Origin of the sequence: Paenibacillus sp. FSL R10-2782 (assembly GCF_038592985.1) — a bacterium.
Classification (GTDB): domain Bacteria; phylum Bacillota; class Bacilli; order Paenibacillales; family Paenibacillaceae; genus Paenibacillus; species Paenibacillus terrae_C.
Genome location: NZ_CP151951.1, coordinates 3,529,260 through 3,553,278 on the forward strand (window position 1 = coordinate 3,529,260; position 24,019 = coordinate 3,553,278).

22 protein-coding genes are annotated in these 24,019 nt (G+C 45.6%); 2 read left to right on the forward strand and 20 right to left on the reverse strand.

The window, feature by feature from the left end:
- Positions 1–11 precede the first annotated feature (11 nt).
- The 10 genes from mraZ to NST83_RS16020 all read right to left on the reverse strand — a co-directional run bounded on the left by mraZ (position 12) and on the right by NST83_RS16020 (position 10,882).
- Entirely contained in the window at positions 12–449 is a 438-nt protein-coding gene (gene mraZ / locus NST83_RS15975) for a division/cell wall cluster transcriptional repressor MraZ (protein ID WP_007431201.1), read from the reverse strand.
- A 335-nt stretch (positions 450–784) separates the two neighbouring features.
- On the reverse strand, positions 785–2,050 hold the full coding sequence (locus tag NST83_RS15980) for an adenosylhomocysteinase (RefSeq protein WP_137063781.1): 1,266 nt from the start codon (positions 2,048–2,050) through the stop codon (positions 785–787).
- Positions 2,051–2,094: 44 nt separating this feature from the next.
- A complete protein-coding gene (gene bshC, locus NST83_RS15985) occupies positions 2,095–3,726 on the reverse strand; it encodes a bacillithiol biosynthesis cysteine-adding enzyme BshC (protein ID WP_342414889.1) in 1,632 nt (543 codons plus the stop codon).
- Between the two features lie 125 nt (positions 3,727–3,851).
- A complete protein-coding gene (locus NST83_RS15990) occupies positions 3,852–4,796 on the reverse strand; it encodes an ATP-binding cassette domain-containing protein (protein ID WP_342414890.1) in 945 nt (314 codons plus the stop codon).
- Positions 4,797–4,807: 11 nt separating this feature from the next.
- Positions 4,808–5,758 (reverse strand): ABC transporter permease, encoded by a 951-nt coding sequence (locus tag NST83_RS15995; protein ID WP_137063783.1) that lies wholly within the window; start codon positions 5,756–5,758, stop codon positions 4,808–4,810.
- Positions 5,759–5,762: 4 nt separating this feature from the next.
- Positions 5,763–6,695, reverse strand: a complete 933-nt coding sequence (locus NST83_RS16000) for an ABC transporter permease (protein ID WP_137063784.1) — start codon at positions 6,693–6,695, stop codon at positions 5,763–5,765.
- Between the two features lie 196 nt (positions 6,696–6,891).
- On the reverse strand, positions 6,892–8,598 hold the full coding sequence (locus NST83_RS16005; RefSeq protein WP_342414891.1) for a peptide ABC transporter substrate-binding protein: 1,707 nt from the start codon (positions 8,596–8,598) through the stop codon (positions 6,892–6,894).
- Between the two features lie 153 nt (positions 8,599–8,751).
- Positions 8,752–9,141 carry a DUF3397 family protein gene (locus tag NST83_RS16010; protein ID WP_342414892.1) on the reverse strand — a complete coding sequence of 130 codons (390 nt, stop codon included), beginning with the start codon at positions 9,139–9,141 and terminating at the stop codon, positions 8,752–8,754.
- 4 nt (positions 9,142–9,145) lie between these two features.
- Positions 9,146–10,105, reverse strand: a complete 960-nt coding sequence (locus NST83_RS16015; RefSeq protein WP_342414893.1) for a 2-dehydropantoate 2-reductase — start codon at positions 10,103–10,105, stop codon at positions 9,146–9,148.
- Positions 10,106–10,231: 126 nt separating this feature from the next.
- Positions 10,232–10,882, reverse strand: a complete 651-nt coding sequence (locus tag NST83_RS16020) for an RsfA family transcriptional regulator (protein WP_134913477.1) — start codon at positions 10,880–10,882, stop codon at positions 10,232–10,234.
- Positions 10,883–11,179: 297 nt separating this feature from the next.
- On the opposite strand from NST83_RS16020, the gene NST83_RS16025 reads away from it, so the two are divergent.
- Positions 11,180–12,268: a hypothetical protein gene (locus NST83_RS16025; protein WP_342414894.1), complete on the forward strand. Its 1,089-nt coding sequence runs from the start codon at positions 11,180–11,182 to the stop codon at positions 12,266–12,268.
- Between the two features lie 149 nt (positions 12,269–12,417).
- Here NST83_RS16025 and NST83_RS16030 read toward each other — a convergent pair whose 3' ends face one another.
- The 5 genes from NST83_RS16030 to NST83_RS16050 all read right to left on the reverse strand — a co-directional run bounded on the left by NST83_RS16030 (position 12,418) and on the right by NST83_RS16050 (position 18,709).
- Positions 12,418–13,749 carry a PhoH family protein gene (locus NST83_RS16030; RefSeq protein WP_137063789.1) on the reverse strand — a complete coding sequence of 444 codons (1,332 nt, stop codon included), beginning with the start codon at positions 13,747–13,749 and terminating at the stop codon, positions 12,418–12,420.
- 369 nt (positions 13,750–14,118) lie between these two features.
- On the reverse strand, positions 14,119–15,183 hold the full coding sequence (locus NST83_RS16035; protein ID WP_342414895.1) for an LCP family protein: 1,065 nt from the start codon (positions 15,181–15,183) through the stop codon (positions 14,119–14,121).
- A 124-nt stretch (positions 15,184–15,307) separates the two neighbouring features.
- Positions 15,308–17,149 (reverse strand): translational GTPase TypA, encoded by a 1,842-nt coding sequence (gene typA / locus NST83_RS16040; protein WP_342414896.1) that lies wholly within the window; start codon positions 17,147–17,149, stop codon positions 15,308–15,310.
- Between the two features lie 292 nt (positions 17,150–17,441).
- The gene (locus NST83_RS16045) at positions 17,442–17,933 is read right to left on the reverse strand and encodes a hypothetical protein (RefSeq protein WP_342414897.1); all 492 of its coding nucleotides are present in this window, start codon (positions 17,931–17,933) and stop codon (positions 17,442–17,444) included.
- 116 nt (positions 17,934–18,049) lie between these two features.
- Positions 18,050–18,709 carry a TerC family protein gene (locus NST83_RS16050; protein ID WP_342414898.1) on the reverse strand — a complete coding sequence of 220 codons (660 nt, stop codon included), beginning with the start codon at positions 18,707–18,709 and terminating at the stop codon, positions 18,050–18,052.
- Between the two features lie 234 nt (positions 18,710–18,943).
- Between NST83_RS16050 and NST83_RS16055 the strand changes: the two genes are divergently transcribed.
- The gene (locus NST83_RS16055; RefSeq protein ID WP_342414899.1) at positions 18,944–19,645 is read left to right on the forward strand and encodes a TerC family protein; all 702 of its coding nucleotides are present in this window, start codon (positions 18,944–18,946) and stop codon (positions 19,643–19,645) included.
- A gap of 106 nt (positions 19,646–19,751) precedes the next feature.
- Here NST83_RS16055 and thiI read toward each other — a convergent pair whose 3' ends face one another.
- The 5 genes from thiI to NST83_RS16080 all read right to left on the reverse strand — a co-directional run bounded on the left by thiI (position 19,752) and on the right by NST83_RS16080 (position 23,859).
- Positions 19,752–20,978, reverse strand: coding sequence for a tRNA uracil 4-sulfurtransferase ThiI (thiI, locus tag NST83_RS16060; protein WP_342414900.1), 1,227 nt, complete (start codon positions 20,976–20,978; stop codon positions 19,752–19,754).
- A gap of 1 nt (position 20,979) precedes the next feature.
- Entirely contained in the window at positions 20,980–22,128 is a 1,149-nt protein-coding gene (locus NST83_RS16065; RefSeq protein WP_342414901.1) for a cysteine desulfurase family protein, read from the reverse strand.
- Positions 22,129–22,283: 155 nt separating this feature from the next.
- Positions 22,284–22,979 carry a lytic transglycosylase domain-containing protein gene (locus tag NST83_RS16070; protein ID WP_342414902.1) on the reverse strand — a complete coding sequence of 232 codons (696 nt, stop codon included), beginning with the start codon at positions 22,977–22,979 and terminating at the stop codon, positions 22,284–22,286.
- Positions 22,980–23,205: 226 nt separating this feature from the next.
- Positions 23,206–23,586 (reverse strand): hypothetical protein, encoded by a 381-nt coding sequence (locus NST83_RS16075; protein WP_342414903.1) that lies wholly within the window; start codon positions 23,584–23,586, stop codon positions 23,206–23,208.
- Between the two features lie 45 nt (positions 23,587–23,631).
- Positions 23,632–23,859 carry a DUF1540 domain-containing protein gene (locus tag NST83_RS16080; protein WP_342414904.1) on the reverse strand — a complete coding sequence of 76 codons (228 nt, stop codon included), beginning with the start codon at positions 23,857–23,859 and terminating at the stop codon, positions 23,632–23,634.
- Positions 23,860–24,019: the final 160 nt, after the last annotated feature.

Consider the following 24,019-nt stretch of genomic DNA (forward strand, 5'->3'; position numbering starts at 1 on the left):
GACCTCCTAAATTACAATTCAAAGTTGAAATCAACCAATTTCTCAGCAATGTCGTTAAATGCTTCTTCTGATTGGCTGAAATATTGCTCCCAAGTGTGCTTGCTCCAAATCTCTACCCGGGTGGACACTCCCAATACGACGCACTCTTTGGTAAGCTTGGCGTATTCGCACAAATTCCCCGGTAAATTTACCCTGCCCTGTTTGTCCAATTCGCATTCAGTCGCGCCCGAGAAAAAAAACCGGGTAAACGCCCGCGCATCGGCCTTCATCAAAGGCAGTGCTTTAAGTTTTTTCTCCATGACAGCCCACTCATCCATGGGATACACGAAGAGGCATTGGTCCAGTCCGCGGGTAACCACGAACGAGGCACCGAGAAGTTCACGAAACTTGGCCGGAACAGTAAGCCGACCCTTCTCATCAATGCTATGTTGGAACTCCCCCATAAACATTGGTTTCGTCACCCCTTACCCCATTCTCCCACTTTGGCCCACTTTCCACCACCTAAGCATAATAGATTCGCTTTAAAAAATCAAAGACCTTCTTTACATTTCCAAAAAGTGATAAACGACAAATCCGTACGGTGATGTCTGTTATTGTTGCCACGTATCATTACACGCCAAAAAGCCCCTTATTCCATGAAGACGAACTCCCGACAATATGCATCAGGTTTCGAAACAACATGAAAATAAAGGGCTTATTCTCATTCATCATACCAACCTATACAAACACCTGTGTTACACGTTAAAACCTTTGAACCCGGCCAACGTGACCGACGATGCTCAAGTTATGCATTCCAGCTATCCAGATAGACCTTTTGGTCTTCTGTTAAAGAATCAATCTGGATTCCCAGGCTATCCAGCTTGAAGCGAGCTACCTGCTCATCAATTTCATAAGGTACATTAATTACGGCTTTGCCCAGCTCATTATAACGATCGTTCACATATTTCAAGCCAAGCGCCTGAAGTGCAAATGTGGTATCCATGATTTCCGCAGGATGGCCATCCGCCGCAGCCAAATTCACGAGGCGTCCTTCTGCCAGCAAATACATTTTACGTCCATCCTTGAAACGGTACTCCTCAATGTTGCGACGCACCGTCCGAATGGATTCGGAACGTTTGGCAAGCTCAGGCTTACTAACCTCCACATCAAAATGCCCCGCATTGCACAGCACGGCCCCGTCCTTCATGACATCAAAGTGCTCTCCGGTAATTACGGCTTTGTTGCCAGTCACCGTAATGAAGAAGTCACCCAGCTTGGCTGCTTCCACCATCGGCAACACATGGAAACCATCCATATGCGCTTCTACTGCCTTGATAGGATCAACTTCGGTTACGACCACGTTGGCTCCCAGCCCTTTCGCACGCATCGCAACCCCTTTACCACACCAGCCATAACCCACCACGACGACCGTGCTGCCCGCCACAACCAGGTTGGTTGTACGAATAATGCCGTCGAATGCTGACTGTCCAGTACCATAACGATTGTCGAACAAATATTTGCAGTAAGCATCATTAACGGCCACCATAGGGAAGTGGAGTTGACCCTCTTTTTCGAGCGCCTTCAAGCGGATAATCCCGGTAGTCGTTTCCTCAGCCCCACCACGGATGGTAGAAATCAGATCAGGGCGTTCGGATTGCAAGAGAGTAACCAGGTCGCCCCCGTCATCAATAATAAGGTCCGGCTTTGTTTCCAGCGCCTTAATTTGCAAGCTTTTAAACTCAGCAGGGTCCGGATTGTATTTAGCCAAAACCGTAACTCCATCTTCAACCAATGCTGCGCAAACATCATCTTGAGTGGACAACGGATTACTACCCGTAATCGTAACCTCAGCCCCGCCCGCCTGTACTACTTTAGCCAGATAGGCCGTTTTGGCCTCCAGATGCAGACAGATGGTTACCTTCAGCCCCTTAAAAGGCTGCTCCTGCTCGAACTGTTGACGTATACGGTTCAATACCGGCATATGGGCTTCCACCCAATCAATTTTTAGGTGTCCCTCAGGAGCCAGTTTAAGATCGTGAACGATGCTGTTTTGCAAAGAATGGGTTGTCATATTTGTTCCTCCTTCATATTGGTTATAGATGTTAAGATACTAAATCATACATAAATGACACGATGCGTACCCGTCAGGTCGGTCGGCATATCCATAATCATATCGATCAGGCTGAGACCATAACGGTTTAGAAAATGATAAATCGTATACACCCGTTCCTGTGGCTGTCCGAATGGAAAAAGTGACCACTCAATGCGATCCCATTGACGAAGCGCTGATTCATTTTGCCGAAACAGTGCTTCCTGAACTTTCGCTTCCATATAGGCAATCTGATCCAGAATCTTTTCACGATTGGTTTCCCCAAGCCGAAGCAAACCTTTTTCAATCAAGCCTGACTGCTGTATCAGTGGTTCATACATACGAACAAAAGCTTCCTTGGCCCCGGCAAACTGCTCCTGCATCCCAAGCTGATCGTGGGTGACAATCCATTGCTTTTTTCGTTCCTCAAGCCCGTCCCTAACTTCTCCAAAGCTCAATTCGTACTTCAGCATATGCTTTTCCACACCCGGCTCCACTAACGTAAAGGACATCCGTGGCAGCAGTAGTGGCATCTGCATCCCCAGCACGCCGAATGCGTCGCGTGTAATCGCCCAGTAGGCAATTTCTCCTAGCCCCAGCACAGAGGCCAGCACCGGAAACAGTGATTCCTGCATAAGAGGGCGGGTTAAGACATTGTTACTAAAACGTTCTGGATGCCTGTCTGTCTCTTCGAGCAGTTCTTCGACTGTAAATGTTACCTGACCGCGGCGATCCGTGAATAGACCATCTTGCTTGAACAGCAACAAGCGTTCTTCTTCATGGATATAAAAGAGATTGGCGCCGCCTTCATGCACATCTGCCTGCAAATGATAGCCAAAATCTACAATCCGTGCAGCAGTCGCGTGGTAAGCTTGCTCCAGTTCATCATTGTGTTGAACCAACCGACGGAAAACGGATGTCTCCAGCTTGCGCAGCGAAGGATCAGCCGAATCCAGCAGCACTAATCCGTAGGCACCGAAAAGAAGTCCCAGCAACTTGGCGAAGCCTTCACTTAATCCGTAAGCATCATTGAAACCATGCTCAATCATGCGTAAAATATCAGCCTTATGCTCTGAGTCAGGCAAGCTTTGCTCTATATCAGCCATAGCCTGCTTCCACTCTGCGGTATCGACCTTAATCGCACTAACCGAAGAACGACGTTCAGGCTGCTTATTCAGCTTGATTTTGACTGCTTGCGGGTCATTCGCCATCACATATGTATGATTGACCTCATCCCAGTCATGATCCTCACCCGCAATCCAGAAAACGGGAATAACTGGACGCCCCAGCCGTTCCTCCGCTTCCCTGGACGCCTTAATAATCGTAACAGCTTTGTAAATGACCAGCATCGGGCCTGTGAACAGTCCGCTTTGCTGCCCCCCAGCCACCACCAGAGCGTCTGGCTGCTCCAGCCGATCCAATGAAGCACGAACTGCCTTGTGTGCATTGTATTGCTCATTGTATATACGGAGACATGCTACGACATCCTTGCGGTTTAATCGCAGATGCTCCGTCTCATCCAGCCACTTCGCTCGTTGGGCATAAGCATCGGCATGCAGAACACCATATTCATACAAATCGCGTGCGCGTCCTGTACCCTGCGTGTAATCTTCTGCCAAAGCCGACCCTCCGCGAAGCTTCTCCGGAATTATTCTCATGGGTCTGCCTCCTGTCTCCACCAAAACCTTACTGCTTGATTGTACCGAAAGCCTTTGTCCACGTCAAAGCTTCCCACAAAAAAAACCGCCAAGTTTGTGCTCGGCGGTTGGTGCATAAAACAACATCAGGCGTAAGGCTCAGCTACAAAATGCCCTTTGGACACTTCGATCAGCTTGGCATTTTCCAGGTTATAAGCTCCTGACTTATTGTCGGATGTATCATTTGTATGAATGGGGCCGGCTTGATCGCTTGGCATAATAATCCGTTTTTTGTTGGCTTCCACTTCCGGATCGGGAATCGGAATCGCCGACAGAAGCATTTTCGTATAAGGATGGATCGGATTTGCATACAACTCCGCGCTTTCTGCAAGCTCAACCATTTTACCCATATACATTACGGCTACCCGGTCACTGATATGCTTGACCATCGACAGATCATGCGCAATGAACAGGTATGTCAGACCAAGACGCTCTTGGAGCTCTTTTAGCAGGTTGACAACCTGAGCCTGAATAGACACGTCAAGAGCCGAGATCGGCTCATCACAAATGATGAATTTAGGATTAACCGCCAGTGCGCGGGCAATACCGATACGTTGACGCTGACCACCGGAAAATTCATGCGGATAACGGGTTGCATGATCCGGGTTCAAGCCTACCAGATCCAGCAACTCTTCAATCCGTTTTTTGCGCTCTGCACGGCTACCTGCCATGTTGTGAATATCCAGTGCCTCACCAATAATATCAGAAACCGTAAAACGCGGGTTCAAGGATGCATACGGATCTTGAAAGATCATCTGCATATCACGACGCATGGCTTTCATTTTACTTGGTGATAATTTGTAGATATCCGTACCGTTGAAGCGTACGCTGCCTGCTGTAGGCTCGTATAGGCGAAGAATGGTACGGCCCGCTGTAGATTTACCACAACCTGATTCACCAACCATACCTAGGGTTTCGCCTTCGCGAATATAAAAATTCAGGTTGTCCACCGCTTTGAGCACACGGTTTTTGCCAACATTAAAATACTTTTTAAGACCTTCAACCTCAATTAAATTGTTGCTACTCACCATGATCTCACCTCCTATTTCTTCAGCTTCGGATCAAGCGCATCACGCAATCCATCACCAAAAAGGTTGAACGCAAGCATAATCAAACTGATCAAACCTGCCGGGAAAAGCATACGCCAAGGATAGTACATCCATCCTGTCAGAGCTGATTCAATCATTGAACCAAGCGATGCCTGAGGAGCCTGTACTCCTAATCCCAAGAAGCTCAGAAAAGCCTCGGAAAAAATAGCACTTGGAACCGTCAAAGTCAGTGTGACGATAATCGGGCCCACAGCGTTAGGTAACAGATGACGGAAAAGCAGACGGCCTGCACCTGCACCCATCGAGCGGGAAGCAAGCACAAATTCCCGATTTTTCAGCTGTAGCATTTCACCACGCACAATCCACGACATATTAATCCACCCGGTCACACAGAGTGCAATAATAATCGTCGTGATGCTTGGCTCCAGTACAACGAGCAGCAGGATCGTAACAAGCAGATATGGAATGGAATACAAAATTTCAGAAAATTTATTCATGATTTCATCTACACGGCCACCAAAGTAACCCATAATTCCACCATAAATAACACCAATCATCAAGTCAATCATTGCTGCGGCTAAACCGATAATCAGAGAAATTCGGGCACCCATCCATGTACGGACAAACATATCACGCCCCAGATCATCTGTCCCGAACCAATGCTCCGCCGAAGGAGGAAGATTGGTGCTCAACAAATCATTCGTGCGGTCATCGTATGGCGATAGCATCGGACCAACGATCGAAGCAAGTACAATAAAAATCAGAATGCTCAGGCTTGTCATTGCCAGTTTATTTTTACGAAGCCGTTCCCAAGCGTCACGCCAAGCGGATAAGCTTTCACGCTGAATAACTTCAGACTGCTTCTCATCCGCTCCGATTTTCTGAAAGTCTTCCGGTTTTACCTGAAGCTTCTCCAAATTCACAGCATTGTCTTTCACAGACATAAAGTTATCCCTCCTTCCCGCCGGTCAGCTTAATCCGTGGATCAATAAAACCGTATGCAATATCAGTAATAAAGCGTGCCACCATCAGCAAAATGCCGTAAAAAATAGTAACTCCCATAATCATGGTATAGTCACGGGTCGTTATACTGTCTACGAACACTTTACCGATACCACCAATCCCGAAAATACGTTCAATAACGACGGAACCGGTAATAATATTTGCTGTCATAGGCCCCACATAGGTAACAACTGGCAAAATAGCGTTACGTACAACGTGTTTGAACATTATGGTAACAGGTTTCAAACCTTTAGCCTTGGCAGTCTTAATATAATCCGCATGAAGCACTTCCAGCATGCTGGAACGCGTTAGTCGAGCGATAAACGCAATTGGCGAAGCGGATAAAGCTACAACAGGCAGGACGTAGTCCATTGGACCCTCAAAGCCCATGACATTAAACCAGCCTAACTCCTGTGCAAAGAAGAACTGAAGCAATGATGCCATGACAAAGCTGGGAACCGCAATCCCCATAATCGCTAAAATCATCGCTACGTTGTCAATAAGCCTGCGATGATACAAAGCTGCGAGCATACCTAGTAAGATACCTACAATAATCGACACAATTATGGCGACAAAGCCCAATTTAAGCGATACCGAAAAAGTTTGTCCAATAATGTCAGTAACACTTTGGTTCAGCTTTTTCATGGAAATACCAAAATCACCTGAAGCAATATCACCTAAGTATTTGAAATATTGGACATATACAGGCTTATCCAGCCCATATTGCTCCATTAATCGGGCTTGAATCTCAGGAGAAGTCGCTTTTTCACTCATGAAGGGGTTACCCGGAATTGCTTTCATGAGAAAAAACGTCGCAGAGATCAGAATGAACAAGGAAAGCAGCATATAGAAAAATTTACTGACCAAATAACGCGTCATTGCCCGTTTACACCCCCCATAAATTTTTTTCGACACCATTCGATTTTATCGAAATAGAATTGGAATGTCCAACCTACTTATTTGCATGGTTACATGATAATGGAAAAGACCATGACACACAAAAAAACGGGATATATATGGTTGTATCCACATATATATCCCGAAGTAACTATCGAACTTCAGAATTGAGCTTCAGTTACTGTGTAATATACGCTCGTGTGAAATCAATCGCTCCACTAAAGTCAAGAGCGATGTCTTTTACATTCGGTTTCGTTAAAGAAACATTTGAATAGTAGTAGATCGGAAGCATAACCATATCGTCTTGAACCAGAATTTTCTCTGCTTTTGCGAAATCTTCCATGCGTTTTGCTGGATCGGTTTCTGTCTTAGCCGCTTCAATCAAAGCATCGTATGCAGGATTAGCGTAGCCAGAATTATTATTAGTGTTGCCTGTTGTCCACATATCCAGGAATGTCATTGGATCATTGTAGTCGGCAGACCAACCACCACGAGCAATTTGGAAATTCAGCTTGTTACGTGTTTGAATAAATACGCCCCACTCTTGGTTTTGGGTTTTGATGTCCACACCAAGGTTTTTCTTCCACATATCAGCGACTGCCAAAGCAATCTTTTGGTGACCTTCACTGGAGTTATACAGCAAAGTTACCGGAGGAAGTGTAGTTACGCCTTCTTCCTTCATACCTTCTTGAAGCAATTTCTTTGCTTCAGTAAAATCTTCTTTGAAGAAATCGTCTTTATGCTCGGAACGGAACTCCTGAGAAACTCCTTTGATACCTGGAGGTACAAAGCCGTAAGCAGGAATTTGACCGCCCAATGTTACTCTCTCAACAATCGGTTGACGTTGAATAGCCATCGCAAATGCTTTGCGGATTTTAACATTATTAAATGGTTTTTCAGTTACGTTAAACAGATAGTAATACGTACTTGCAATCCCTTTAGCCTTAAACTCATTCGGCAATTCTTTTTTCACAGCCGGAATTTGGTCTGTAGGAATTTCACCGTTTGGCATACCTGCATAATCAAGTTGTCCACTTCTATAAGAAGCCAGTTCTGTTGCACCGCTGTTTACAAGAGACATCGTGATTTTGTTCAGCTTGATTTGATCTTTACCCCAATAGTTTTCACTCTTGGTAACTTCGATCTTTTGACCGCTGTCCCAAGTTGTTAAAGTGTATGGTCCATTGGTAATCATGCTGTCTTTCTGAACCGCCCATTTGTCATTCCCTTTAATAGAAGGATGTACAGGGTAGAAGGTGTAGAAAGAAGTCAAACCCAGGAAGTAAGGAGTTGGGTGATCCAGCTCTACTTGCAATGTATGGTCATCAACTGCTTTGACACCTACATCTTTGAAGTCTGTAATTTTAGTTCCTTTAAAAGATTTGGAAGTGCTCAGGTTGTAGCCCTCAGCATTTTTTATATAGTACAATTGGTAAGCATATGGAGGTGCTGGAGCCGTGGAAGGGTCCAATACCCGTTGCCAAGCAAATACGAAGTCACTTGCTTTGACCGGGTCGCCATTACTCCATTTTGCAGTATCACGAAGCTTGAACGTATAGGTTTTGCCGTCATCGGAAATTTTCCAGGATTCAGCTACGCCAGGAATTTCTTTGCCATCAGGACCCATACGCACGAGACCTTCATACAAAGTTTTGAGAACCGTATTCGTTTGACTATCCTGAGCTTGTGCCGGATCGAAGGTTGGCGGTTCGGAAGAAAGGTTAATGCGCAAAATTTGTTTGTCAGCCGGAGCCGGTGTAGTTGATGCATTTTCTTGTGCGCCCTTACCATTGTTTTCGTTCTTACTGCTGGAGCCACAACCTGCGAGCAGTGCGCCAACTGCAAGAACGAGTGTCAAAAGGACTAAAAAGCTTTTCCTTTTCATCTAGCGTTTTCCCCCTAGTTCTAAAGTGGTATATGTTTATAGATTATACAACCAGCGGTCAAAAAAATCTACATTACATTTCTTTAAATTGAGCTTTTTTTTCAAAAAAGCATGATTAATTCATGTTTTTTTGGGTTTTCATGTCATGTTACATCACATGTAATTGAATATATTTTTAAATATACCAATAATAGTTAATAAAATATACGCTAATGTCATGGCTATAAAAGTTAATCTCCACACTGCTCTACATAATCTTTTGCCATCCACCCTACCTTTTATTCGATTTTGTGCTCCTCCAATTAAACCCAGCGCCAGAAGCAGAAGCAGTAATATCAAATAAAAACCGAATCTTGATGAAAAAATGACGTTAAAGAGCGCCGCGACGGATAGTATCAGAAAAGCCGTAGTAATGTCCATAGATAGAAGTAACGACTTCTTTTTTTCCAGTTTAAGCAGGAAGCGGCAAACCGCAAACACGATCAGAAACGGAAAAAAGGGAAGAATGCTAAATGTGATGATGGTACCTTGTACAAGACTCAACTGATCACCCCTCTTTTAGCCGCATGCCCTCAATTAATTGCCATAATACCGCATGGGTAGGTGCAGCAACCCCTGCTTGCTCTGCCATCTGCACCAGTTGTCCGTTAATGGAAGCAACCTCTGTCATAGATTGCGCAAGCACATCGGCCAGCATAGACGACTGATTGTCTGCCGTTACCCGGCAAACCTTCATAATATGATCCCACCATGCGCTGTCCCACCGAATATCAAGGGCTTCGTACACTTGAATGCCTTCTTCATATAGCTTGCGCATCATATGTATGCGGCCCGGATCGGAAAGCAGTTCTCCATTGGGGATTCGCCAGATTGCTGTCAGCGGATTAATCACAGCGTTGATTAGCAACTTGCGGTATATACCGTTCTCGATTTCTTTCGACAAGCAAACGTCAAATCCTGCTGTAAGTAGCGGATTTAGTACATTTTGTTCGAAACTAACGACCTGTAGCTCCTCCAGTTCATCTGGATAGCCAATTTCAGTAAACCCCAGCCCAGCATGAACGACGGATGCTACTCCCTTTCTCTTGGCTCCTTCTGTCGTTACCGCAGGGTGTAGCATTGCTTCAGGAAAGGCTTGCCTAATTCGTTCTATATGTCCGATTCCGTTCTGTAAGCAAACAATTCCGATATCGCTTTCTGTATTAGCCGCAGATTTAATCTGCTCCAGCACTTCCCCAATCGCCCCCTGTTTAGTCATTATCAAAATCCATCGTGCCGGATCCTGTGAATTCAAGCGTTGCCAATCTGCCAGCGGCGCCGCCTTTAATGCGTCTCCAGGCACACGAATAGCAATATGCCCCTCTTTTTCAAGCACAGTAATCCCTTCACAAGCTATGACCCGTGCCTGCTCAAGCGTTCGTGTCCATAGCCTTACTTTTGTACCTGAGGCCGCCAGCCTTCCAGCGAACAACAATCCGAGCGAACCTGCTCCAATAATATCAATCACTTACGTATCGTCTCGCTTCCATCTTTTTTTCTACTATATCATATGCACTCTAGAGAAATACAAAAAACGCCAACTACGACTAAGCGCGAGTTGACGTTCTATTTAACATTTGCTGCTTTAATTTTGCTACTCAATACGCTCCAAGTTCCCATTGGCGTCCATTTTGAATCTGGATTTAAGCTCTTCCTCATCCTCAGTGATTAAAGCCAAACGGCGGGCCCGGTCCATAATCTGAATCAAGGCTTTGTAATCATCATTCACGACGCGATAGTCAGTTTGCACCTCATTAACCTCTTTGGACAACCGATCATTAATGGAGCGAAGTTGATTTAATTCCTCTTCCTTTTCACGTAAATCTTTTTCCAGCATCTTGATCTGTCGATTGGTTTCCTGTACAGATCCCTTCCATTGACGCAAAAAGCGGATCACAGCGTCGATGGACAACGTATCCTCACTCGTTCCATCCGCTCTGTATACCCCTTCAGCCATATCAAGCGTGGCAAAAGCCGCCACCTGAGATACACCAACCGGACTCTGCTTGCGAATATAGCTGCGTTTTTGACGCTGCGCTTTAGCAATACTGATGGCTTCATCATAACGCTTGCGCACGCAACTGTTCCAGCGGAAGCCACATGCTGCGGAGGTTCTTCCTATTTTTTGCCCAACCTCTTCAAATGCGGCTAGCTGTGTTCCACCTTCCCGAATATGACGCAATGTCACCTCCGCCAATATCAAATCATCTTCCGCACTCCATGCATCTTGTCTTATTGCAGTCATGCCTCTAGCCCTCCTAACAACATCCTGAAATAACCGTCTTCATGAACCGGGCTTACCGGTATTTGAATAGGGTATAAAAGCTGTTTATTCATTTCTATGCCTCTCGTAGAGTTCATAGAATCTATTTGATACTAAATTGTATTTCCATTTCTATAAGAACTCATACGTGGACAAATATAGTTTCGGGTTTCATGCATCCTCTGGCTGCTGTACAATAAATGAAATGGTTAAAGAATAAGAAAGGAACATATACATTACTGTTAGACTTTTGCGGGAATACATAAAAGGGGAAAACCAATGAACAGACCCACTCTAAAAAGGATAAGCTGTGCCCTGCTGACGATCATTATGATGTGGACCTCCATGTCTGCACGTCCTGTTCTGGCAGTTCCTTCAGAAGAGGCGAATCGGATTTTGCAGGATAGTCTGTCAATCGTCGAGATTGACCATGAAATTGAACGGATCAGCCAGGAACAGCAAGTGCTTTTACAACGTCAAAAGGAACTTCGAAGCAATCTTGCCACTCAGCAGGAGCAGATGACTATGCAAAGGGAACGCGCGGGCTTTGTGCTGCGCTCCTATTATATGGGGGAAAGGGACAAGCTGCTCAGTGTAGTACTGGGTGCCAAAAGTCTAAAACAACTTCTCTCCCTATACGATTACTACTTGTTGCTGATTAGCCACGATCAGGATGTACTTCAAGAATACGAGTCCAATTATCGGAATATGCGAAAAACAGAAGAACAGGTCACCCGGGCTTCATCAGATTTGGAAACTGTCAAAACAAACCTGCTGGAACAACGTAAGCGTATTGTTCTGCTTCAGGCGCGTGTAAGTGACGGTGTTAACGCCAGCAAGGACCCGGATACGCTACGCAAGCTAATCGGCGAAATGACAGCATACTGGGAGAATGTAGGCGTCTACGAGGTGAACAAGCATTTTAAAGCGCTGGCTCAAGCCATGCAGGATTTGCCTCAATTTATTCAACAACAGCAAGGAGCCATGATTACAAACGGCAAAATCATTACGATAAGCATACGTGAGGATGATTTTAACCGTTTTCTGAAATCGGAAAATGAATTATTTAATCACTTCAACTTTTCCTTCGGGCAGGATCGTATTGTTGTAGAAGGCCAACAGGGAACCATGAAATTGAGGGTAGAGGGGTACTACACGGTAGAGAACGAACCACAAAATGCGATTTTATTCCATGTGGATCGTCTGACCTTTAACGGGCTGGAGCTACCAGATACGACCCGTAACAAGCTGGAAAAGGATTTTGATCTAGGCTTCTATCCACAGCAACTCATTTCTTATGTCAAGGCCACAGAGGTACGCACCATAGCGGGAGTACTTGAGGTTAAGCTCGAATTGAGCTTGAAGTAAGGCTTTTATGCGCTTGTTTAGATCATAATTAATACATGGACAAAAATAAGAAGACCCCGGGATGTTCCATGTTCCCGAGGTCTTCTTATTTTACAACAAACATTACACAGTATATAAACATCCTGCTAATAGGATAGTAATATGAGCTTCTACAGCAGATCGGCTGCCAACTGCGCCAGCTTGGAGCGCTCTCCTTTTTCCAGCATAATATGCCCACTAATCCCTTCCTGCTTGAAGCGTTCTACTACATACGTCAAGCCGTTACTAGCAGCATCGAGATAGGGGTGATCAATTTGCTCCGGGTCTCCCATCAAAATGATTTTACTCCCCTCACCTACACGGGACACGATTGTTTTAATTTCATGCCGCGACAAATTCTGTGCCTCATCAATAATAATAAATTGTCCAGGTATTGAACGCCCGCGAATATAAGTGAGCGCCTCCACCTGAATGCTCCCCAAGCCCATCAAAATTTTATCGATATCGCCTGATTTTTTGGCATCAAACAAATATTCCAAATTGTCGTAAATCGGTTGCATCCACGGACGCAGCTTTTCTTCCTTTTCTCCCGGTAAATAACCGATATCCTTGCCCATAGGAACAACAGGACGGGCGATTAGCAGCTTCTTGAAGCGATGCTCATCTTCTACCTTGAGCAGACCAGCAGCGAGCGCCAGCAACGTTTTGCCTGTACCCGCTTTTCCAGTCATCGTCACCAGCGGGATATCATCATTAAGCAATAGCTCCAGCGCCATCCGCTGTTGGGCATTACGGGCACTAATCCCCCACACCGATTCATTGCTTAAATACAGAGGCTCTAATCGGTCTGCTTCCTGGTTTACTTTCAGCAAAGCCGATTTTCCAGTCCCCATCTCGTCCTTTAGAATAACAAATTCATGAGGATATAGCGTATAAGACAGCTCCAATGGCTTAATCTGTAAAAAACGATTGGAATAAAACTCATCTATGATGGACGGATGCACCTGAATTGCCGAGTACCCGGGATATAGCTCACTCAGATCACCGGTTCTGTCGGACAAATAGTCTTCGGTCAGCAGTCCTAACACGTCTGCCTTGATTCTCACCAGCACATCTTTACTAACCAGCACAACTGAACGTGGTTCAGGCAGTTCCTTCTCCTCCAGCTGATAATTCAAGGCGACTGCTAAAATTCGATTATCGTTCGAAACCTCCCCGAACATCTCCTGAACTTTTAAAAAGCTCCGATGATTTAATTCAACCTTGAGCCTCCCACCTTGCGGAAGCGGAACACCGCTGTGTAGATGTCCTACTTCCCTCAACCCATCCAGCAATCGCGATACGTTGCGGGCATTCCGTCCAATCTCATCCGCGTTGCGTTTTTTGGAGTCGATTTCTTCAAGAACAACAGCTGGAATAACCACTTCATGTTCTTTGAAGGTAAACATGGCTTTCGGATCATGCAGTAGCACATTCGTATCCAGCACAAAAATTTTCTTCATTTAGATCCCCTCCAAAGCGGCGTGGACAATCTCGTGTTTCATACCTATACCTATTCACCGGGTAGCCAATACTTGCTGATTCCCTGAAAAAGACCCCGGAAGCAGCGTTAAACAACGAAAAGTTGGTAGGTATTTATAGCCTTAGAGCCTATTCACCTTTGGATCAGACACAAAAAGGCCCAGTGATTACTCACTGGACCTTAGTTATTTCATTACGGAAAAAGCACACGATATTAGACAGCAAACGGGTATGAATGTCGAAACCATATACTTGACGTACTACCAATTCAGACATACCTCAACCCCCTTATGTAATATATGAGCTTTACTCGCTGCGAGTATAACATAAGAGGGAAGAAAGATACAAACTCAAGAATTGGAAGAAGAGACAGTATTATTGTCGCTCGCTTTTTTTGAAAGTTCCTCTTGCAAGGATTGTCTGGCCAGTTCAAGCTGTTGCTCATCAATATAGACATAAGGACTACGCCATGTTCCTGCTACCGGATTGTATTTCACATTTTGCTTGGAAATATTCCAATAGGTCTGTACAAGATTTTTCATTTGCTGAGACTCAATATCCGTCATCAAATTCTTATCAACAGATTTAATAATTGCACTAAATTTACTTAGAGCACTGAAGGACTGCATTTGGTCAATCAAGGAATGAAGCACCTGATTTTGTCGACGGTTGCGATCAAAATCGTCAGATTCAGCTGTTCTCGGGCGACAGTTTGATTTGCGGTAACGAACAAAATCAAGTGCCTGATCACCGTTCAAATGTTGTGCTCCTGCCTTCAAGTTAATGTTAGTACCATCTGCACTGTCACGGTAACACATATTTTTGTCGACCGTAACATCTACGCCACCCAAATTATCCACAACATCTCTGAAGCCCTGGAAGTTAATAACCGTCACATAATCGATGTCAATATTCAAATATTTGCCGATCATCTTCTTCATTTGCTCTTCAGCGACTTCACCAGACTCTTTCTCTCTAGCCTTGAACACCGGATAGTACTCATTCAGCTTACGAGGTTTATATCCTTCCAGTTCCAGCCGCGTATCCCTCGGTAACGACACGATCGTAGATGATTTGGTATTCGGATTCAGTGTAGCTACCATAATAACGTCCGACAAATAAGTTGGATGATCAGGGCGGTAATCCGTCCCAAGCAACAAAATGGTCAAAGGCTTTGCCTCGGCCAATTGTGTTTTGGGCACTTCCTTATTGATCCCCGTATCCAAAACTTCCTCTACCTGATTGTATAGGTAATAGGCATAACCGCCAGCCGCCAAGATACCTATAATAAGCAGAAACAGAACAAACTTCATAAACGATCTGAAAAAGCTTTTTTTCTTTTTGGTTTTTTTCGGTTTGGCGGATTTTTTCCCGCTTTGTGTCCGGGGAGGCAATCCGTTAGTAAGATTACTCATGCTTCAACACCTTTTCCTGCGTTTTGAGAAATAAAAATTTCTCTAAGTTTACAATCCTAAAACAGCTACAGCGGCGCATCCCGTTGCCGGGCGTCGCCGCTGTGGCCAAAACCAATCCAATCAATTACGAATTTGCTTGTGCTGTTTTACGCTGTTTTTCTGCACGCTCGCGCTCGCTTTTGTTCAAAATCTTTTTGCGCAAACGAATGGCATTAGGTGTAATTTCACAGTACTCATCATCATTCAAATACTCAAGCGCCTGTTCCAAAGAGAAAATACGTGGTGTTTTAAGTTTTACGGTATCGTCTTTTGTTGCAGAGCGGACGTTCGTCAATTGCTTCTCTTTACAAATGTTAACAACGATGTCGTTATCACGTGTATGCTCTCCGACAACCATACCTTCATAAATCTCAGTACCCGGCTCCAGGAACAGAATACCACGATCCTCTACACCCATCATTCCATAAAATGTAGTAGTACCATTTTCTGTTGAAATGAGTACGCCTTGGTGACGTCCACCGACTTGACCGCCAACAAATGGACCATAGCTGTCAAACGCATGGTTCATTACGCCATAACCACGAGTCAAAGTCAGGAAGTTCGTAGTGTAACCAATCAGACCACGTGCAGGAATCAGGAATTCCAAACGAACCTGTCCGGTGCCGTTGTTGATCATGTTGACCATTTCAGCTTTGCGGGATCCCAGACTTTCCATAACTGCGCCCATGCTTTCTTCAGGAATATCAATGAGGAGACGTTCAATTGGCTCCATTTTCTTGCCATCAATTTCCTTCACGATTACTTCCGGCTTGGACACTTGCAGTTCATAACCTTCACGACGCATGTTTTCAATCAGGATACCCAGATGCAACTCACCACGTCCAGATACGATAAATGCGTCAGGACTGTCGGTTTCATCGACACGCAAGCTGACATCCGTTTCGAGCTCTTTCAGAAGACGCTCGCGGAGTTTACGGGATGTGATCCATTTACCTTCGCGACCTGCGAATGGGCTGTTATTAACCAGGAAGGTCATTTGAAGCGTTGGCTCATCAATCTTGAGTACAGGTAAAGCTTCAGGATGGTTTGGATCGGCAATCGTTTCGCCAATGTTAATATCCTTGATCCCTGCAATAGCCACAATATCACCAGCGCCCGCTTGATCGGTTTCAATCCGTTTCAGACCTTGGAAACCGAACAGCTTCTCAATACGCGCTGATTTGCTGCTGCCGTCACGCTGCATAACCGTAACCGCTTGACCCTGCTTGATAATACCACGGTTTACACGACCAACTGCAATGCGGCCAAGATATTCGTTATAGTCCATCAGTGTTACGAGGAATTGAAGAGGCTCATCTATTTTCTCCGTTGGAGCTGGGATGTGATCCACAACGGTTTCGTACAATGCCTGCATGTTATCATCTTGCTTTTCGGCATCCAAACTGGATGTTCCGTTCAGAGCTGAAGCATACACAACAGGGAATTCCAACTGCTCATCACTCGCACCCAACTCGATGAACAGATCAAGTACTTCATCAATTACTTCGGCTGGACGAGCTGCCGGACGGTCAATTTTGTTAACAACAACGATTGGCGTCAGGTTCTGCTCCAACGCTTTACGCAGTACAAATTTAGTCTGCGGCATACAACCTTCGTAAGCATCAACGACGAGCAAAACACCGTCAACCATTTTCATAATCCGTTCCACTTCGCCGCCAAAGTCGGCGTGTCCCGGTGTATCCACAATGTTAATCAGATAATCTTTGTACGTAATAGCTGTATTTTTAGCTAAAATCGTAATACCGCGTTCACGCTCCAGATCGTTGGAGTCCATGGCGCGCTCCTGAACAGCCTCGTGATCTCTAAATGTTCCGGACTGTTGAAGAAGCTTGTCGACAAGCGTCGTTTTGCCGTGGTCGACGTGGGCAATAATAGCAATATTGCGAATGTTCTCTCTTGCATGCATGGTTTGTATCCATATCCTTTCCGTATATCAAAATAGTGTCTCTATCCTGAAAGTAATGCTTATCCAAGGCTAACAATCGTTCTTCAGGCCCGCTCCCTGCCAGCCCTCTGTATTTTTCAGGCATTGCAGGCAGCTTCTCTTTCCGATTCGCGTGAAAACCTTAAAATAAGCGTCAGAAAACATTCCGACGCTCTTATCATATCCATTATATTATAGTTGAAATATGTCATAAAGCAAGACATTATTGGCTGTTCCGTAATTTACCGCCATAAATTTTGCACTGCTTGTCGTTTCACCATTTACGTTTGGTACGATTGTTAACAATCAGCCATATCCCAGCACCGATCAATACCACTGCAAAAACATAAATCATTCCAGTCCTCAACATGCTAATAATCAGTAGAAGTACCGAAACTAGTCCTAAAATCATGCTCCCTGTATATATAGTGCGAGACAGCGTTATATCATTAATAGCGTATTCCCATAATCCAATCGCGACACCCAGCAGTAACATAGGCCATAGAAAAGCTATCAGATGCCAGCCCCATGTATTACAGAGGAAAAATAAAAAACCGTACACCGACAAAATCCCGGCCGGCAACAGCATAATGGGAGAAACCTTACGCATCATGTACATCGCATGCAGTATAATACCAGGTATTAAAATCAGCAAGGGCCAGAAGTTTCGTCCCAAAAAGGAGAAGACCCCCAGTTTTCCCAACAAAATAATCAGTCCTACGGCAATGATGCCCAACCCGATCATACGCTCTTTTCTGGAATTCATCGTGGTCTCCTTTATTTGCTGGATTTTATAGTGTTTTTACAAAAACCGAGTAGATTCCCCGGCGTTTGCAAAAGCCCTATATCTAGTTTAGCCGATGTTTTCCAAAAAAACTACGTTCAAATACGGCGGGCTTGCAACTGCTGAACTATTCCTGCAATTACAACTGCGGCGGCCAGCAATCCCGGCAACCATGAAGGTAAAACTTCCCCCGGTCCGGTTAACCACGCTCCCAGTCTGGGATCACGCAGCAGCATTTCACCTGCTGTGAAAGCCAATATTGCAGATCCAAGTAAAACAAGTACAGGGAAACGGTGAAGCCAGACTGCAATAACGTTGCTCCCCCATACCACAATTGGAATACTAATCGCAATACCGATGACAATGATCGCAATATCCCCATTTGCAAGTGCTGCAATAGCCAATACATTATCCAGACTCATCACAAAATCCGCCACCAGAATCACCTGTATAGCCTTCCATATAGTTGTTTCCGCTCTTACTCCCACATGATCGTTATTCTCATAAAGCAGCTTAAATGCAATCCATAACAGAAGCAGACCGCCTGCCGCCTGAATAAAGGGTATTCCCAGCAAAAGGACAGCTGCAAAAGTCAACACACAGCGCAGGACAACTGCGGCGAGCGCTCCCCACCATATTGCTTGGCTCCGCTGCCTTGCAGGCAAGTTTTTGCTCGCCATGGCTATAACAACCGCATTATCACCGCTTAACACCAAATTGATCATTAATATTTTCAACAGCAAAATGATATGCTCCATGTGTACAAACACCCCCATGCTACTTGTATGCAAAATAGGACGAGGCTATGCTGTGTACTTAGAATCTAATCCTTTTATGTATCAATAGCCACAATTTATTAAAAATCAATACCAGACTTGTTGAGCATAATCCTTGAAATCAATAGCAAACAGCAATATAATGAATCGTATTTCCGAAAAACGGGTATTAATCATAAACAGAGCATACTGAACTTAGGTTGTTTAATCAGGGAGATGAGAACGATTGACATGTCCGGATTTCAGTTTTTTGGGCTACTGCTTAATGTGATATTTATTGACCTTCTGCTTGCAGGAGATAATGCTATTGTCATTGGACTTGCCGCCCGAAAGCTACCGACCGAAACGCAAAAAAAAGCAATTTTGTATGGTACCGGCGGTGCTCTACTCATTCGTATAGCCGCCACGATTGTCGTGCTTTGGCTGCTTCAAGTGCCGTGGCTGTTACTCGTCGGGGGTGTAATGCTGATATGGATTGCATATAAGCTGCTGGTAGATCAGGAGGACCACGCCGAAGTCAAAGCCGGAACGACTTTATGGGAGGCTATCCGAACCATCATAATAGCCGATGCAGCCATGGGGCTGGACAACGTAATCGCCGTCGCAGGCGCTGCCCAGCAGCATTTGATATTGGTGGTGCTCGGTCTGCTGATCAGCGTACCGATTGTCGTGTGGGGGAGCACTCTTTTCATCAAGCTTATTAACAAATTTCCTTGGATCATTTATTTGGGCTCGGCTGTGCTTGGCTATACCGCCTCTAATATGATTACTGAGGAACGCAAGCTGGAGCCATACTTTACCGAACACCCCGCACTGCGCATCCTGTTTATTGCCACAGTGATGGCTGGTATTCTGCTCACAGGCTATCTTCAAAACCGCAGATCCATATCCAGGCGAAAAAAAGCCGTTTTGAAATAATTTCAAGAAAAATACTTGTATATCTATAATTTAAAAAAGGCAGACCCGACAATAGTCGATGAATCTGCCTTTTTATATACCGCTAAACGTAGCATCTCAAAAGATTTTAAAACCAATCCTCCTGCACAACTTCCTCTTTACGTCCCTCTATAGCTCCATCTGCCTCAAGCACAACAGTTTCCGTTGTAGCCACAGCCTGCTCAAGCAAAGTATTTAAATCCCGAATAGAGGCTTCGATCTTTTGAACAACCCATAAATTAGGATTGGTCGTTGGGGATTTGGGAACAAACAATGTGCAGCAATCCTCATATGGCAGGATAGATAGATCATATGTGCCGATTTGCTTGGCTATTTCCGTAATTTCCTGTTTATCCATCATCACGAGAGGACGCAGCAACGGTAGTTCCGTCGAACGCCCAATCACATTCATGCTCGATAAAGTTTGGCTGGCTACTTGGCCTAGACTATCACCCGTTACAAGCGCCAGCGCGCCTTCGCGCTCCGCCAGCATCGTCGCAATACGCAGCATGGACCGTCTCATCAGCGTAATGATTAGATTATCCTGTCCAGTGCGTGTAAAAGCAGTCTGCACCTCTGTAAAAGGTACGAGATGAATCTTGATGCGTCCGGCGTAACCCGCCAATACCCTCGCCAAGTCAATAACCTTTTCTTTCGCACGCTCACTCGTAAACGGATAGCTGTAAAAATGGACGCATTCGATTTCCAATCCTCTGCGCATGGAGGACCATCCCGCTACCGGACTGTCGATTCCGCCCGAGAGCAGCAGCATAGCTTTGCCATTTGTACCTAACGGATAGCCTCCTACAGCAGTAATAATATCGCTAAATATATAAGCCGCCTGCTCTCTGACTTCCACCCGCAGCTCGATATCCGGCTGGCGGACATCGACCTTTAACACTGGAAATTCGCGTAGTACCGGCGAGCCAATCAAATGATTCATCTCATGAGAAGAATGTGCAAATCCTTTCCACACCCTGCGAGCATTGACCTTGAAGGTCGTTCCTTCCGTCGGATTCAACTCACGCATCAAGGCTACAGCGGTTTCAATAATCGTGTCAAGCTCAACAGGAGCCATTTTAACAGGACTGATGGTGGTGATACCAAACACCTTTTGCAACACTTGGATGATCTGCTCATAAGACTCTCCCCCGAGAACGACATAAATCCGTCCAAATTCCTTACGCAGAGAAGCACCGGGAAACGGCTTGAGCAACAGTTTTACGTGATTCAGTACCGCTTTTTCAAAACGGGCGCGGTTTTTCCCTTTCAATGTAAATTCGCCAAAGCGAAGCAACAGCATGTCATAGTGCATTTTAACGTGTCCACCTTTCAAGGGATTCCAATTGTGCCATAGCCTGGCGAAGCGCGAGAATAAGCTCGTCAATATCCTGTTCTGTATGTTCATCGCCGAAGCTGATCCGAATACCGCCGGACGCCTCCGCCTTATTGCGACCCATCGCCAGTAATACCCGACTAGGCTCGGCCAATTTGGAGGAACAAGCCGATTGGGTCGATACTGCCACGCCCAATTGCTCCAGCGTATGCAGCAGCACCTCTGCCTTCATACCCGGATACGAAAAATGGACAATGTGCGGCGCTTCCTCCCCGCTATTCAGTCGCAATTGAGGGATCGTCTTCACTTCCGCGGCTACCCGATCTCTCCACCCAGTCATACGCTGCGCTGCCTCTGCTTGCCGCTCTCCTGCGAGCCGGACCGCCTTGGACATACCGACGAGCAGCGGAACATTTTCCGTACCTGCACGAAATCCCTGCTCCTGGGAGCCTCCGCTAAGCAGTGTGAAAAGCTCCACACCTTCCCGAACAAAAAGTAGTCCGGCTCCTTTGGGACCGCGCAGCTTATGTGCGGACAGGCTGTACAGATCAGCCTTCCAGCCCCGGATATCCACCGGAAGCTTTCCATAGCCCTGCACACCATCGACATGGAACAGTACACGTGGGAACTGTTCCTTCAACGCAACTCCGATATCATGCAACGGCTGTACCCTTCCCGTCTCATTATTGACATGCATAATGCTGACTAAAATCGTGTCTTTACGGATAGCTGCACATACCTGCTCGGCACTGACATGTCCTTCCGCATCAACGGGCAGAAATGTGACCTCAAAACCGAGGTCTGCCAGTTGTCTGCAAGCTTCATACACGGACGGATGCTCCGTTGACACCGTAACGATATGCTTGCCTCTGGCCTGATACTGCAAGGCCACTCCTTTAATAGCGAGATTGTTGCTTTCCGTTGCCCCGGATGTAAACACAATCTCCGCCGGATGCACCCCCAAAGCTGTAGCACAAACCTCCCGGGAACGCTTAAGCAGCTTATCCGCATCTTCTCCGTACCGATGCATTGAGGACGGATTGCCATAGTGGAGTCTCATCACCTCAGCAATCGTCGTAATCACCTCTTCAAAAGGCGGAGTTGTCGCTGCATAATCAAAATATTTCATGAAACTCCCCTTTCTGCCCTGCAACCTCTACAACAAAAAAAGACCAAAACAGGGAAAGGCCACTGCATTACACAGTGACACCCTTTCCCCATATTGATCCCACCTGCGGACCTGTCTGATTAAAATTTTGTTTTTTTCTTTATAAGCTACAGGGCTTAAAACGTATATTTTTCACGTGCATTCTGAATTTTGGCAATATACTTTTGCGTTTCTACCGGAAGCATGTTCAGCACAGCCATCAACTGCTCGTCACTATTTACGCCCAATCGCTGTACCCGTCCGGGGCCTGCATTATAAGCTGCCAAGGCCATATTTTCCTGTCCATTAAAACGCTTGATCTGGTAAGACAAATAACGAACTCCGGCATCAATATTTTGTGCAGGGTCATACGCATCGCTAACTCCCAAGCCTTGGGCCGTAGCATCCATAAGCTGCATAAGCCCCTTGGCTCCAGCTGAAGAAGTGACCAGCGGGTTAAACGAGGATTCCGTATCAATGACCGCTTTAATCAGCGACACCGGAACCCCGTATTTATTGCTGGCCTCGTTAATTAAATCATCATAAGCTGTAGGTTTGGTCGGCCCATCGGTTGCTGTGCTGGAAGCAGGATATACCGCCAATGGCGAAGCCGTTCCCCTCGATGGTCCCAATTGGAGCCAGAGCAACCCATTTTCATCCCTTGTAACGTCACCTGAATTTACACGAGCTGCAGCATCATCTGTCTCCAACTGCCCTGCCTGCTCAAGTAATCCGGAAAAAGCATCCGTTGTACCCGTTTGTGCTGTAGTACCTATATTATTCAACAACTGCGTATCAATTATGGACTTGGACACGCGCGGATCTATTTGCATATGGTATTCCCAACTTTCTTTAGTTGTTATATCCCAAACAGCCTATCATTACTGCTTATGATACAACGTTTTGCTATGTACTGCCATACTTTTTAACGAAAAAAAGCTCCGTATCTGTCGAATTGACAGCGGAGCTTCATGGTACTGGGTCAATACAGATAGATCGCTACAATAATTTTACTCGAACAGAGCAAGCGGTCACCCGGCTTTTCGTGCCTTCACAAGATCAACGAACAAACGGAATAAAAGCAAAGTAACTTAATGTCGCCAGCGCACCCAGTCCAATCGACCAAATACCTGTTGTTTTGTTCCCATTTACATAAGCAAAAAAGCCCAACACTGCAGCAATAGGCCCCAGCACAATTGACCACATAAACAGTGCAGCAATTCCTGCGGCTAGACCGATATAGCCAGAGATACGTCCAGTTTGGCTTTTGACATGCTGCTCATCCTTGTCCTGATTCCGAGTCACGGCTGGTGAGCCGGGAGCTACCTCAGCCGCATATTCCTCCCGGTGATTGCGACGCTTGGCAGACCGCTCTTTAATGCGACGGGGGTAGTCCACACGCTCACGGTCTTGATGCTTATCAGTTTCATGATCCTCCATAATACACTGCACCTCCAAATACGTAATGATTCGCGGTATGAATTTTTACAGGGACTTTGGTTTGAAAGTGTGGCAACAGGTTGCAGCAGATGTTGCAGCCTGGTCACGTTCGGCTGAGCTGAAGCTTTCACCCGCATATTCTTCATCAAATTTTTTCCCGGCATGACTGTCAATTTCTATCATGATCAAATCTGCCTTGCACAAGTTGTTTTCTCCCCAATAATGACAATTGGCTACGCTGCATTTGACTATTGGCTTGGCCTCTTGGCTCATGATTATCACCTCGGATTCATTGTCCCCCCCGTAGCGTTCACCTATGCGCCACGGCATATGGCAGTTGGTGACATACGAAAAAAGCCGTCTCCGGCACTTCCTCCAACTGGCAGGAAGCAAACAGGAAACGGCTTGCTTGTCTCATATGTTTTTGTTTTCA